Source organism: Paenibacillus sp. XP01 (genome assembly GCF_057364885.1).
On the sequence record NZ_CP139481.1, the window covers coordinates 1,924,504 to 1,938,445 of the forward strand.

The 13,942-nt window shown below is 50.1% G+C and carries 12 protein-coding genes; 11 read left to right on the top strand and 1 reads right to left on the bottom strand.

Annotated features, from left to right (window positions below; genetic code table 11):
• The first annotated feature begins 6 nt into the window (after positions 1–6).
• The 11 genes from SNR34_RS08945 (at position 7) to SNR34_RS08995 (ending at position 12,889) form a co-directional block, all read left to right on the top strand.
• On the top strand, positions 7–1,044 hold the full coding sequence (locus tag SNR34_RS08945) for a HAMP domain-containing sensor histidine kinase (protein WP_236415897.1): 1,038 nt from the start codon (positions 7–9) through the stop codon (positions 1,042–1,044).
• Positions 1,041–1,703 (top strand): response regulator, encoded by a 663-nt coding sequence (locus tag SNR34_RS08950; RefSeq protein ID WP_236415896.1) that lies wholly within the window; start codon positions 1,041–1,043, stop codon positions 1,701–1,703. The genes SNR34_RS08945 and SNR34_RS08950 overlap by 4 nt, the downstream gene beginning before the upstream one ends.
• A gap of 140 nt (positions 1,704–1,843) precedes the next feature.
• Positions 1,844–3,472, top strand: coding sequence for a S1C family serine protease (locus SNR34_RS08955; protein WP_486181733.1), 1,629 nt, complete (start codon positions 1,844–1,846; stop codon positions 3,470–3,472).
• Positions 3,473–3,651: 179 nt separating this feature from the next.
• Positions 3,652–4,341, top strand: a complete 690-nt coding sequence (locus tag SNR34_RS08960; protein ID WP_486181734.1) for a response regulator transcription factor — start codon at positions 3,652–3,654, stop codon at positions 4,339–4,341.
• 1 nt (position 4,342) lies between these two features.
• Positions 4,343–5,803: a sensor histidine kinase gene (locus SNR34_RS08965; RefSeq protein WP_486181735.1), complete on the top strand. Its 1,461-nt coding sequence runs from the start codon at positions 4,343–4,345 to the stop codon at positions 5,801–5,803.
• A 67-nt stretch (positions 5,804–5,870) separates the two neighbouring features.
• A complete protein-coding gene (locus SNR34_RS08970) occupies positions 5,871–6,827 on the top strand; it encodes a 4-hydroxy-3-methylbut-2-enyl diphosphate reductase (protein ID WP_236415891.1) in 957 nt (318 codons plus the stop codon).
• A 461-nt stretch (positions 6,828–7,288) separates the two neighbouring features.
• Positions 7,289–8,353 carry a 3-deoxy-7-phosphoheptulonate synthase gene (aroF, locus tag SNR34_RS08975; RefSeq protein WP_236415888.1) on the top strand — a complete coding sequence of 355 codons (1,065 nt, stop codon included), beginning with the start codon at positions 7,289–7,291 and terminating at the stop codon, positions 8,351–8,353.
• A gap of 528 nt (positions 8,354–8,881) precedes the next feature.
• The gene (gene glnA, locus SNR34_RS08980; protein WP_236415886.1) at positions 8,882–10,306 is read left to right on the top strand and encodes a type I glutamate--ammonia ligase; all 1,425 of its coding nucleotides are present in this window, start codon (positions 8,882–8,884) and stop codon (positions 10,304–10,306) included.
• A 336-nt stretch (positions 10,307–10,642) separates the two neighbouring features.
• Entirely contained in the window at positions 10,643–11,752 is a 1,110-nt protein-coding gene (serC, locus tag SNR34_RS08985; RefSeq protein ID WP_236415884.1) for a 3-phosphoserine/phosphohydroxythreonine transaminase, read from the top strand.
• A gap of 247 nt (positions 11,753–11,999) precedes the next feature.
• Entirely contained in the window at positions 12,000–12,464 is a 465-nt protein-coding gene (trmL, locus tag SNR34_RS08990; protein ID WP_236415882.1) for a tRNA (uridine(34)/cytosine(34)/5-carboxymethylaminomethyluridine(34)-2'-O)-methyltransferase TrmL, read from the top strand.
• A gap of 170 nt (positions 12,465–12,634) precedes the next feature.
• Positions 12,635–12,889: an AbrB/MazE/SpoVT family DNA-binding domain-containing protein gene (locus tag SNR34_RS08995; RefSeq protein WP_236415880.1), complete on the top strand. Its 255-nt coding sequence runs from the start codon at positions 12,635–12,637 to the stop codon at positions 12,887–12,889.
• Between the two features lie 83 nt (positions 12,890–12,972).
• Here SNR34_RS08995 and SNR34_RS09000 read toward each other — a convergent pair whose 3' ends face one another.
• On the bottom strand, positions 12,973–13,884 hold the full coding sequence (locus tag SNR34_RS09000; protein ID WP_236415879.1) for a serine hydrolase domain-containing protein: 912 nt from the start codon (positions 13,882–13,884) through the stop codon (positions 12,973–12,975).
• Positions 13,885–13,942: the final 58 nt, after the last annotated feature.

The window sequence follows — 13,942 nt, forward strand, 5'->3', positions numbered from 1 at the left end:
GATAAAATGCTTCGAACAATTCTAAAGGCGAATAAATGGGAGCTTATGATGTACTTTGTCCTGACCGGGCTGATTACGCTGGGGGGCTTCTATCTAATGTACGGCGATGTGCTGGCCGAGGCCGGCCGTCACCGTGCATGGACGTATGCCGCAATCGTCGTACTGGCTACGATGATTACCGGATACATCGCGGCACTGCGGCTGCAGCGCAAGATCGATCTGCTGGATCTCAACATGCTCAAAGTGTCCAAGGGGAATCTGGCCGTTCGCATGCCGGAGACGGAAGATTCTTCTTTTGGCCGCGTATATGAAGAATTCAACGTTATGATGGAGTCCATCGAGAAAAAGATGAGGCTGCTTCAACGTCTTGGAGAACACGAGGTGATCGAGAAGGAAAAGGCGTCCGAACACGCGGTCCTGGAAGAGCGCAGGCGGATGGCGAGAGATCTGCACGATACGGTCAGCCAGCAGTTGTTCGCGATCCACATGTCGGCTTCTTCCCTGCCTAAACTGCTGGAAATCAATCCGGAGCATGGCCGCAATGTGCTTGCCCAGCTTATCCAAATGTCGCATGTCGCCCAGCGTCAGATGCGGGGATTGATCGCCCAGCTCCGTCCGGTTGAACTGGAAGGACGTAATCTTGCCGAAGCGCTGGATAGCTGGTTTCCCGATTATTGCAGGCAAAATGGCCTTAGGGGCGTCAAAGAGCTGGAACTGGATGGCGGAGTGTCCGAGGCCATTGAGCACCAGCTATTTCTCATTATTCAGGAAGCTGTGGCCAACGTGGTAAAGCATGCCGAAGCTTGCATGGTCAGTCTTTCGATCAGGGAAAGCGAGCATCAGATCAGCGTCAGCGTCAGCGATGATGGGCAGGGTTTTTTGCAGCAAACCGACCGCCCTGGTTCTTATGGGCTGTCGACGATGCGGGAACGGGCCGAGAAACTGGGGGGACAGGTTCAGATTATTTCCAAACCGGGAGCGGGAACGACGGTGCGCGTGTTCATCCCGAGATTCCAGGACAAGTTTGAGGGGGAAACGGTATGAGCGGTAAAGTCAACATTATGATTGTGGACGATCATGACATGGTTCGCATGGGGCTCAAGACGTATTTGATGCTGGAGCCTGCCTTTCATGTCGTGGCTGAAGCGGGAAATGGCCAGGATGCGCTGGATCAGCTGCGTCGATTGGGCAAAGAGGAACTGCCTGATCTGATCCTGATGGATCTTATGATGCCGATTATGAATGGAGCAGAAGCTACGCAGGCGGTTATGTCCGAATTTCCGGGTATGAAAATCGTCATGTTAACGAGCTTTCTCGAAGATGATTTGGTCGTGCAGGCGATTGAGGCAGGCGCGGTAAGTTACGTACTCAAGACCGTATCGGCGGAGGAGCTGATTTATGCGCTTCAAGGCGCCCATCGCGGCATGCCTGTCATGACGGGAGATGTGTCCCAGGCGTTGACAAGGGGCATTCGGCAGCGCACGGCAAGGGAGAACGAATCCGGACTTACGGAACGGGAGAAAGAGGTCCTTTTGCTTATTGCCGAGGGAAAAAGCAACAAGGATATCGGTGAGGAACTACATATCAGCATCAAAACGGTCAAAACCCATGTGAGCAATCTGCTGATGAAATGCGAGATGGATGACCGCACCCAATTGGCCATTTATGCCTATCGACAAGGATGGGTAAAGCCGCCTCAATGACATAAACCGCGAAAAATGCAGTCGTGATGCGGTTTTATCTCCTTTTTAATTGTTTTTAAGGTACAGTTAAGGTTTAAAGTACAAAATAAGGACAGTTAAAGAATATCTCTTGCAAACAGGAGATTGGGAGGTAGAATGGCATGGATGAACGTACTTACAGACCTAACCGCCAAGATGGACAAAACGAACCTAATCAGGCGGACAATCGCAATACATCCGGAACGGAAGACTCCTCATATTATTACTCTTATGGACCTTTCCAGTCCGTGAACCAAAATGATACATCGTCTTCGAATCATCGTGAAGAAGGAACGGTTGAGATTACAAGACCCGAGCCGGTGAAGGCTGTACCCGCATTCTACAGTGCAGGGCCATCCGAACCTCCTCGCAGCCAAGGGAACGGAGGCAACGACGGGAATGGCGGCAACGGCAATGGGAATTGGAATTTCAACAATAACGGAGGCAGCGGCAAACCTCGTCGTTCTTCGATCCGTTCGCTCTTGTTTTCCTTTATTGCCGGCATGCTCGTTATTACGGTGCTGATGTACACCGCAGATCGTACAAATATGTTTACGCCGCAAGAGGCGCTGACCAGCACGCAGACTGAAAGCACCAGTGAGACAACGCCAACGAATTCGGGAAACAGCAACAACGTGACGGCATCGCTGCTGCCGACCGGCAAAACGGATGTATCCACCGTTGTTAGCAACACAAGTCCTGCGGTAGTCAAAATCGAAACGCTGGCCAAACAATCTACGCGCAGCAGTCAGGGCGGATCGACTTTGAGCGACCCGTTGTATCAATACTTCTTCGGGGGCCAAGGCGGTATGAATGGCGGCCAAAGCCAACAGCAGCAGCAAAGCACCAACCAGCTGACTCCGCTCGGCATCGGTTCGGGATTTATTTTCGATAAAGCGGGCTATATCCTCACCAACCAACACGTGGTACAGGGCGCTGACGTCATTCAGGTAACGCTGGAGAACAACAGCAAGCCATATGAAGCAAAACTGCTCGGCAGCAGCTTCGATCTTGACCTTGCCGTGTTGAAAATCGAGAAAAATAGCGGGGACGACGATTTCCCTGTAGCTCCCCTTGGGGATTCCAACAGCACTCAAGTCGGCGAATGGCTGGTTGCCATAGGTAACCCGGAAGGCTTTGAACACACGGTTACTGCAGGTGTATTGAGTGCGAAAGAACGTACAATCAGCATTCCGGACGAAGATACGGGCAAAACGCGTGAATACAGCCACTTGCTGCAAACCGATGCTTCGATCAACCCTGGTAACTCCGGCGGCCCATTGCTTAACCTGAATGGGGAAGTCATCGGGATGAACGTTGCGGTCAGCGCAGATGCACAAGGGATCGGCTTTGCCATTCCGTCCAGCGTCATTTCGGAAGCCGTCAAATACCTGAAAGAAAACAAAGAGGTTCCAAAGGAGCCGGTTCCGTTCATCGGCGCTTCTCTTATGGCTTTGACTCCTGAAGTGGCAAAACAAATGGGCACGGACATTACCGAAGGTTCCGTCGTGGCCAGCACGATCTACCAATCCCCTGCTTATCAAGCGGACCTGCGTCCGTACGATATCATTACAGGTGCGAATGGCACAGCTTACAGCACGAGCCAAGATTTGATCGATTTCATCAAAACGCAAAAGATTGGCAGTGAAATCACATTAAATGTGGTGCGTGATGGCAAAAAAATGGACATCAAAGTGAAAGTCGGCAACAAAAACGATTACGATACAACACAAACGACCGAGCAACAATAACGGCAGCCTGAAGGAACGAAATGTTTGGATTCGAGGCTCGGGACGAACGGGAGGGCTTGAATGCCCTTCCGTTTTTTTGTCCGAACCAAAGGCAGCTCAGGCATAAAGATGCAGACGGGGTGACAGCCTGCTACAATGGAAATACAACTATAAAAACGTCAAGATAAAGGGGAAAGACCATGCGATCAACGATACTGATTGTGGATGACGACGAAAAAATCGTGTCCATGCTCCGGCGGGGACTGGCATTCGAAGGGTATGAAGTGCAGACGGCGTCCAATGGCGCCGAAGGGTTGAACAAATTGATGGATAAGGAACCGGACGTTGTCGTGCTGGACGTCATGATGCCGCAGATCGACGGATTTGAAGTATGTCGCAGGCTGCGTGCGGCAGGAAGCAAGGTACCCATTTTGATGCTGACGGCAAAAGATGAGGTGCAAAGCCGGGTGATCGGACTCGATACCGGCGCGGACGATTATCTCGTAAAACCATTCGCTTTGGAGGAACTGCTCGCGCGAGTACGCGCCTTGTTGCGTCGCAGATCGGATATCGCCGATGCAGCGGACAACCGGCTGACGTATGAAGATCTTATTCTGGACAATGATTCGCGTGAAGTGCTTCGCGACGGCAAACGGCTTGAGCTTACCGCCAAAGAGTTCGAATTGCTGAACCTGTTCATGCAAAATCCGAAAAGGGTGCTGTCGCGCGATCTGATCATGGATAAAATATGGGGCTACGACTACAGCGGCGAATCCAACGTGCTTGAGGTTTACATTGCCATGCTCAGGCAGAAAACGGAAGAACATGGAGGCAAACGTTTGATCCAAACGATCCGTGGAGCGGGTTATATTTTGCGAGGTGACTCCTGACATGTCCATCCGGTTAAAATTAACCGCTTGGTATTCAGGCATCCTGGCTGCGGTATTGATCTTCTGGGGAGTTGTCATCTATGCGTTCGTCTATTTCAATTCCTATCAGGAAGTGGAACAGCAATTAAAGGTAAAGAGTGCCCGAATTACGGAACAAATCGGCGTAAACCCGCTGTCCCAGTCGCTGGATCTGGATCAATTAACGGAAAATCAGCTTCAGGAAGCGCAAATATATATCCAGCTGGTGGATTATCAGAGCCGATCCGTGAAAATATCTGGCAATATGGAGAGGCTCGGCATCCAGTTTCCCGTGCTGAGCACAATAGAGATTTTGAAAGAACGCGGCATATCCAAAGTATACGTTAATGGAACGCCATTTCTGGTGAATCAACAGCCCTTGTCCCTTCAGGGAACCAATGAGATCAGAGGCGCACTGCAGGTTGGCGCCAACGTGAGCTCTCAGGAAAGATTGCTTGAGGCTTTGCTCAACATTCTTATTTTCGGCTGGCTTGTCGCGATGGCTCTGGCGATTACGTCCGGGCTGATCTTGGCGCGCAAGTCGATGCGCCCACTGGTCAACGTGATCGATGCCGCCAATCAGATTCAGTCGGGAGATGACCTGAGCGTCCGCATCCAGTATTCGGGACCGAAGGACGAGATCGGTCGCCTCATCGAGACGGTAAATAATATGCTGGAGCGCACGGAGCAGTCTTTCCGCGGACTGGAGGAGACGAATGCGGCACAGCGGCGGTTCGTATCGGACGCTTCGCATGAGCTGCGCACGCCGCTGACGACGATCAGGGGCAATGTGGATTTCCTTAAAAAGCTATGGGACGTGGAAAGCTTGGAGCGATCCAATCTCGACGAGGAAACGATCAAGCAAATGTCTTTGGAAGCCATTGATGACATGGCTGACGAAGGCAAGCGCATGAGCAGGCTGATCAGCGACATGTTGTCCCTGGCCAGGGCGGATACCGGCCAAAAAATCGAGCTGCAGCCGATTCCGCTGCAGATTCTGGTGCAGGAAGTGGCGCGCAGATCCCAATTCCTCGATAGGCAGGCAGAGTGGCATCCGGGGGACTTCTCCATCCTGAACGGCATCTACGTGAACGGCAACAAGGATTATTTGCAGCAAATGCTGTTTATTTTTGTTGAAAATGCATTCAAGTATACACCGGACGGATCGGTGACGATGGATGCCATTTTGTACAAGGGGCAGGTGGGACTGCGAGTCAGCGATACGGGGATTGGCATGGAACGGGATGAAGTGCCTCACATCTTTGATCGCTTCTATCGCGCGGACGAGTCGCGCGGGGCAACGCCTGGCATCGGCCTCGGCCTGTCCATCGCGAAATGGATCATTGAGGAACACCATGGTTCTGTGGAAGTGGTGACGAGACGCGGCGAAGGAACGACCTTTATAATCTGGCTGCCGGTAGTCTTTGCTCCGCCTATTGAATAAAGGTATAATGGAGTAGACTGCAAAACCATTGGCAGCAATGCCAAAAAAGAAAGCGGGTGGCAACCAAGTGGAAGTATTGCGAATTTCGCCGCGGGGGTATTGCTACGGGGTTGTGGATGCGATGGTGTTGGCACGCCAGGCAGCGCGCAACCTTGATTTGCCCCGGCCTATATATATATTGGGCATGATCGTGCATAATCAACATGTAACGGATTCCTTTGAGGATGAAGGCATCATAACGCTGGACGGTCCGAATCGAATGGAAATCTTAAGCCAGGTGGAGAGCGGAACGGTTATATTTACGGCTCATGGCGTATCGCCTGAAGTACGCAAACTGGCGCGGGAGAAAGGTTTGACCACCGTTGACGCGACCTGTCCGGACGTGACGAAAACCCATGATCTTATTCGGGAAAAAACGGCCGAGGGATACGAGATCATTTACATCGGCAAAAAGAATCATCCTGAGCCTGAAGGAGCGATCGGCGTTGCGCCAGACAAGGTTCATCTGATCGAAAAGGAAGAAGAGATCGCCGAACTTGACGTGCCGGCAGGCAAAATATTGATTACCAATCAGACCACGATGAGCCAGTGGGACATTAAGCACATTATGAGCCGGCTTTTGGAGAAGTATCCGGGTGCCGAGATCCACAATGAAATCTGTCTCGCGACCCAGGTCCGTCAGGAAGCCGTGGCAGAGCAGGCCGGTCAGGCGGATTTGGTTATTGTGGTTGGCGACCCGCGCAGCAACAACTCCAATCGACTGGCACAGGTGTCGGAAGAGATTGCGGGCGTTCGCGCTTACCGCGTCGGCGACGTGACCGAAATCAAGCAGGAATGGCTGCAAGACGTGGCCAAAGTGGCGGTAACTTCCGGCGCGTCGACGCCGACGCCGATTACGAAAGAAGTCATCGCTTACCTCGAGCAGTACGAACACGACAAACCGGAAACGTGGGAAATCAAGCGGACGGTGAACATGAGCAAGCTGCTTCCCCCTGTGCGCGAGAAGGCGCGCAACCATTCATAATGGGGTAAATGCATTCGGTTGAATGAAGCCGGCTTTTCAGATCTGAGATCTGAGAGGCCGGCTTTTTTGAGGTTATAGACATACATTCCATATGAAGTATGATTGAAAAATGCAGTTAAAACGTTGAAGCGGCATGCAAGACATTTTCCAAGGGGGAAAGCAGAGCATTAACAAAACTTTTCTACATATATATAGCGACATTGATAGGGTGATGTACCAGATGAAGAAAATATTAAATTGGAGCATGCTGCTTTGCACAGAAAGTCTGTATACCAGAACAGATGGATGTGTTTGTGGTACGAAAAGGTTTGACGATAAGGAAAAAACATGGTATATTCACTTTAACGGATAAAAGCTAAAAAGCTTAAAAGCGAACAAGCGTTTAAGTGGAAGAGAATTTGATCGTATAATGACATCGATACATCTCAAGCGAGCTCTCATATATGAAAGGATGGATAATCATGATCGTAATTGCAGGCAAGTCAGCCGCGGAGGAACAAATTCAGGAAATCGTGACCGTAATCGAAAAGGAAGGGCTTCAAGCTCATGTATCCCGAGGGGAAGATCGTACGATTATTGGTCTCATCGGCAAGGTGGAGCCAAAGATGGCCGAGCATTTGCGCCAAATGAAGGGCGTCGAAAATGTTGTGAAAATCTCGAAATCCTATAAACTGGCAAGCCGTGATTTCCACCCGTCCGACACGGTCATCAACATTAAAGGCGTCGAAATCGGCGGAAAAGAACTGGTTGTCATGGGCGGACCTTGTGCTGTTGAATCGGCTGCACAGATCGACGAAATTGCCGGATTGGTCAAAGCTGCTGGCGGACAGGTGCTTCGCGGCGGAGCGTTCAAACCGCGCACAGGTCCATACAGCTTCCAAGGAACAGGCGTGGAAGGCTTGATCATGATGGCCGAAGCGGGCAAGAAGCATGACCTGTTGACCATCACGGAAGTCATGACTCCCGAATACGTTGATATTTGTGCTGAATATGCGGACATTCTGCAGGTAGGCACACGTAACATGCAGAACTTTGACTTGCTGCGCAAATTGGGCGAGTGCGGGAAACCTGTTCTGCTAAAACGTGGATTCAGTGCGACATACGATGAATTCCTTAACGCTGCCGAGTACATTCTGGCGGGGGGGAATCCAAATGTTATGCTGTGTGAACGTGGCATTCGTACGTTTGAAACGTACACGCGCAACACGCTTGACCTGTCTGCAATCCCTGTTCTGCAGTCCCTGAGTCATTTGCCGGTCATTTCCGACCCTAGCCATGGCACGGGCCGCCGCGAGCTCGTAGAGCCGATGACGAAGGCCTCCGTGGCAGCTGGCGCGAACGGACTGATTATCGAGATGCATACCGACCCGGACAATTCCATGACGGGCGATGGCGTGCAATCCTTGTTCCCTGACCAATTTGCGGGCCTGCTGCAGGATCTGGAGAAGTTGGCTCCATTGGTGGGCAGAACGTTCAGCACGGCCAAACAGCCGGCAGATTTCTTCCCGGCCAGAGTGGGCGTTTAACGTTTAATTCAATGATGTTTCGATTTTGCGCATAGACATATGATGTTGGGTAGCTGCCTAGATTGCCAAGTATACTGGTGATCGGGGCAGGTGCCCTTTTTTTTAGATTAGAGATTAACTATCGTTTGGGTAAAGAGGAATGGAGCTGCCCCCATAAAATAGACCGCAAATTGTGGTAGAGCTCCGGGAAAAGTCCATATTTCGATGTCACATTTCACCTCCATTGAACGTATTTATTAATCAATACTGATAAGAAACATTTATATGGCAGGTAATATCCAATATTTAGGACAAGATAGTGCCTGCTTTACCGCATTAAACTGGTCAAATACTGCATTTGCACTTTGTTACGAGAATTCAGAGAATTTATAAAATGTGAGCATATCTTACATCTCCGCAAAAAATACCTTACATAAGTATTGACGGTGTAAAGTCTGAGATTTATAATGACGACAGAAAAAAATTCGAATATGAACATTTTCTTTAGCGGGGCTGTTTAATGTTCGGAAAATTTGGGAGGACGAATACATGTCGGTAGAAAACGTATTGAAATCAATTCAAGAGAACAACATCGAGTGGGTAGATTTTCGTTTCGTAGATTTGGCTGGTCGTGCGCATCACATTTCCTTGCCGGCTTCCGCCGTTGACGCAGACACCTTTGTGAATGGAGTTGCCTTTGACGGTTCCTCGATTGCAGGTTTCCGTGGAATTGAAGAGTCCGATATGGTTATGATGCCAGATCCTGAATCGACTTACGTCGATCCGTTCACTGCACATCCTACGCTGAATGTTATGTGTGACATTTTCACACCGGACGGAGAGCGCTATGAGCGTGACCCACGCAGCATCGCTGTAAAGGCTGAAGCTTACCTGCAAGAAACAGGCATCGGTACAGCTGCATTCTTCGCACCAGAATCCGAGTTCTTCATTTTCGACGACGTACGTTACGAGAGCGGCACGAACAGCTCTTCCTACTACGTTGATTCCGAAGAAGCTTCCTGGAACACCAACCGTAAAGAAGAAGGTGGAAACCTGGGCTTCAAGGTACGTACCAAAGGTGGTTATGTACCGGTAGCTCCAGTAGATACACAACAAGATATCCGCAGCGAAATGTGTCGCCTTCTTGAAGAAGCAGGCCTGTCCGTTGAACGTCATCACCATGAAGTGGCGACAGCAGGTCAAGCCGAAATCAACTTCCGTTTTGATACCTTGGTAAAAACAGCAGATAACCTGCTCGTATACAAATATATCGTTCACAACACAGCTCGCCAGTATGGCAAAACGGCAACGTTCATGCCTAAACCGCTGTTCGGCGACAATGGTAGCGGAATGCACGTTCACCAATCGATCTTCAACGGCGATATCCCATTGTTCTATGAAAAAGGCGGATATGCCAACCTGAGCGAAATGGCTTTGCACTACATCGGCGGTATTCTGTACCATGCACCTGCGCTGATCGCTTTGACAAACCCAAGCACGAACTCGTTCAAACGTTTGGTTCCTGGTTACGAAGCACCGGTTAACCTGGTTTACTCCAAAGGTAACCGTTCTGCAGCGGTACGTATTCCGGTTGCAGCCGTGACACCTAAAGGTTGTCGTATCGAGTTCCGTACACCTGACTCCACAGCTAACCCATACTTGGCGTTCGCAGCCATGCTGATGGCCGGTCTGGACGGAATCAAACGCAAAATCAACCCGACGGAGCTGGGTTACGGACCGCTTGACAAAAACATCTACGACCTGTCCGATGCAGACAAAGAAAACATCCGCAGCGTACCTGCTTCCCTCGAAGAAGCATTGGATGCTTTGGCAGCAGACCATGAGTTCTTGACTGAAGGTAACGTATTTACAAAAGAATTCATCGATAACTACATCAACCTGAAACGTGATGAAGCAAAATCCGTTGCGATTCGTATTCATCCACACGAATACAGCCTCTACTTCGACTGCTAATCAGCCGACGAAGAATCGTGCTATTAATGAAGGAAAAACCTCCGGAACAACGTTTCCCGGAGGTTTTTTCCTGATAAGATGGGGCGGGAAGTGGAATGGAAATTCGAATGAAGCGCATTTCCGGATTTTGCAGAAGCTTCTATCCAATATAGGCTGTCTTTTCACTCGGCGTATGGTGGCAGAATATTTTTATTTTGATGTGGCAGTGCATTAACTTTGCAGGGCGATAAAGGAATTTGATTGCCCGGATCGTCGGCTACGGTGCTTATTGCCCTTGAAGTGGACAGGGAATACTGATATCATAGCGATAATATTTACTTCATATGTCAGTTACGGATGGAAAGGGTGGGGGAAGTTTTGACAAAGAGAGCTTACAATTTTAATGCAGGACCAGCAGCATTGCCATTGGAGGTATTGGAAAGAGCCCAAGCCGAGTTCGTAGATTTCCGCAATACGGGCATGTCCATCATGGAGATGTCTCACCGTGGAGCCGTGTACGAATCTGTACATAACGAGGCGCAGGAACGTTTGCTGTCGCTGCTGGGCAACCCAAAAGGATACAAGGTATTGTTCCTTCAGGGCGGAGCGAGCACCCAATTTGCCATGCTGCCGCTGAATCTTCTTAGCGAAGGGAAGACTGCGAGCTACGTCATGACGGGCAGCTGGGCCAAAAAAGCGCTGGCTGAAGCGAAGCTGATCGGAGAGACACATATCGCCGCATCTTCCGAAGCCGACAAATACATGCGTTTGCCTGACGTTTCCAACCTGGATCTGCCTGCAAATGCGGCTTATGTGCACTTGACGTCCAATGAAACGATTGAAGGCACCCAGTTCAAAGCATTCCCGGACACAGGAGCCGTGCCGCTCATCGCAGACATGTCGAGTGACATTTTCTGCAAGCCTTTCGACTTGAATCAATTCGGCATGATTTATGCCGGTGCTCAGAAAAACCTGGGGCCGTCCGGAATTACGGTGGTCATCGCCCGTGAAGAGCTGCTGAGCAGCTCGCCAAAAACGATCCCGACGATGTTCCGTTACAGCACGCACCTGGACAACAATTCCCTCTACAACACACCGCCTTCCTTCTCGGTATACATGGTAAATGAAGTGTTGAAATGGATCGAGGAGCAGGGCGGACTGGCTGGCATCGAACAGAAAAACGTCAAAAAAGCAGAGCTTCTTTATAACGCCATCGATGCTTCCCAAGGCTTCTATCGCGGTTGCGTCGATGCTTCCGATCGCTCTCTGATGAACGTGACGTTCCGTCTTGCTACGGAGGAGCTGGAAAAACAATTCATCAAAGCGTCAGAACAAGAAGGGTTCGTCGGTCTGAAAGGACACCGCAGCGTAGGCGGTCTTCGTGCCTCCATTTACAATGCGGCACCTTATGAGAGCGTAAAAGCATTGACCGATTTCATGAACCATTTCCAACAAACGAACGGTTAACGAGCAGTATCGCAGCATTGGCTGGCGGCCATGGCTATGGACGCGCGGCATAATGTGATGCCAAGGCCCCCCACATTTGACGTGTGGGGGGCTTTTCTTTTAAGATAGCAGAAGCATGCGCATCGGAGCAGCGGACGCATTAGATGGCGAACAAGCAGCCGTTGAGGGGAGTGCGCCGAATAAAAACGACTTGAAGCGTGTACATTACATTACATTTCATGAACACATAAAAGGAGATTGAACACATATGGCATTACACATCGTTCTGGTTGAACCTGAAATCCCGGCAAATACAGGCAATATTTCGCGGACTTGCGCAGCAACGGGTGCGCATCTTCATCTGGTGCGTCCGTTGGGCTTTAGAACGGATGACGCTACATTGAAACGTGCCGGATTGGATTATTGGCATGCCGTGCATATCGAATACCATGATTCGTTTGAAGAGGTACAGCAGAAATACCCGGAGGGGCGTTTTTTTTATGCGACAACCAAGGCGAAAAACCGGTATAGCGACTTCGAGTTCCGTGACGGGGACTTTTTTGTGTTTGGCAAAGAAACCAAAGGTTTGCCGCCCGAGCTGATTGCCGCCAATCCGGAAACGGCCATGAGAATGCCGATGACAGGGGATGTGAGATCTCTCAATTTATCCAATTCCGCGGCGATCATCGTATATGAAGCATTGCGTCAGCTCCAATTTCCGGGTCTGGACTAATCGTTGACACCAGAAAGAGCGCGGGTAAAATTCAGCAAAAAAACAATTTTCAAAAAAAAGGACAAAAAATGTTTATTTCCAGCAGGATTCGACAAATGCCCGGCGAATCTATAAACATAGTACAAATGTACCTAGAAATTTAGAGTTCGATAGGAGAGGTGTGCCTTAGCATGAAACCAGCAGGAGTTGTCCGCAAGGTTGACCAATTGGGTAGAATCGTATTGCCTAAATCTTTGCGCAAAAGGTATCAAATGAATGAAGGGGATCCAGTAGAGATTTTAGTCCAAGGGGACCATATCATTTTGGAGAGATATCGTCCGAAGTGCATTTTCTGTGGATCGATGGAAGAAGTGAACGAGTTCAAAGAGCGTTACATATGCGCACAGTGTTTGACGGACATGACCCAACTTCCGCAACTTGGGTAATTCAATAAAGCCATGGAGTCTCGTGCTCCATGGCTTTTTTAGGTTGCAGAGAACTCGTATATTTTCAGCCGGTCTGAAGGAAATTAATTCAAGAGCGGTAAAATGCTGTCCCAGATCGCGTTCAAAATGCCCTGCATGTTCTCTTCCTGACTATTGACGGCAACGACCGCCTGCTGCTTGGGCAGAACCACACAAAGCTGGCCATAAGCGCCATCCGCACGGTAAGCATCATGGGAACACATCCAGAATTGATAACCGTATCCTTCCCCCCAGTCTCCGTCGCCCGTTGTTTCGATTTGTTTGCGGGTTGACCTACGAATCCATTCGGCAGGCACCAGCTGCGAGCCTTTCCAGCTGCCTTCCTGCAGCAGAAATTGTCCGAAGCGGCTGAGTTCCTCGTTGCTGATCTGCAAACCGGCACATCCCAGCGTTATGCCAAGCGGAGACGTTTCCCACGCTACGTTATGAATGCCTAGCGGTTCGAACAAGCGCGGGGTCAGGTAATCCTTCACCGTCTGACCAGCGGCTGCCTGGAACAATGCCGAAATCATGAACGTATCGCCGCTGCTGTACGTGAAATGCTCGCCAGGCAAACGATCCAGCGCTAGGGACATATAATGTTTGACCCAATCGTTCTCCTTCAAAGCGGCCCGTTCATCTGCAAATAAAGGAGGAGTGTCATGTCCGGAAGACATCCGGAGCAAATCGATCAGGCGAAGCTCTCTTGAAGACAAGGCAGTTGGATGATTCTGGGGTAATACATCATAAGCAAAGTACTCCCCAAGCCGGGTATCCAGCCGCAACAGGCCTTCTTCAAGCGCAAGCCCGATCGCCATGCACGTAAAAGATTTGCTGATCGAATGCTGCACCCGGCGGCAGTCCTTGCTTCGATCCCAGGCCGAGATGAGTTCTCCATGCTGGAGGACACGAATGGAATATACATTCAAACCTTGTTCATCGATCGAACGAACAAACTGATTCGGCAGAGTAGACATCAGGTGCTCCTTTCCATGATCCAATCCGCGAGGGAAGGGAGGTGAAACGTTTTCTTAA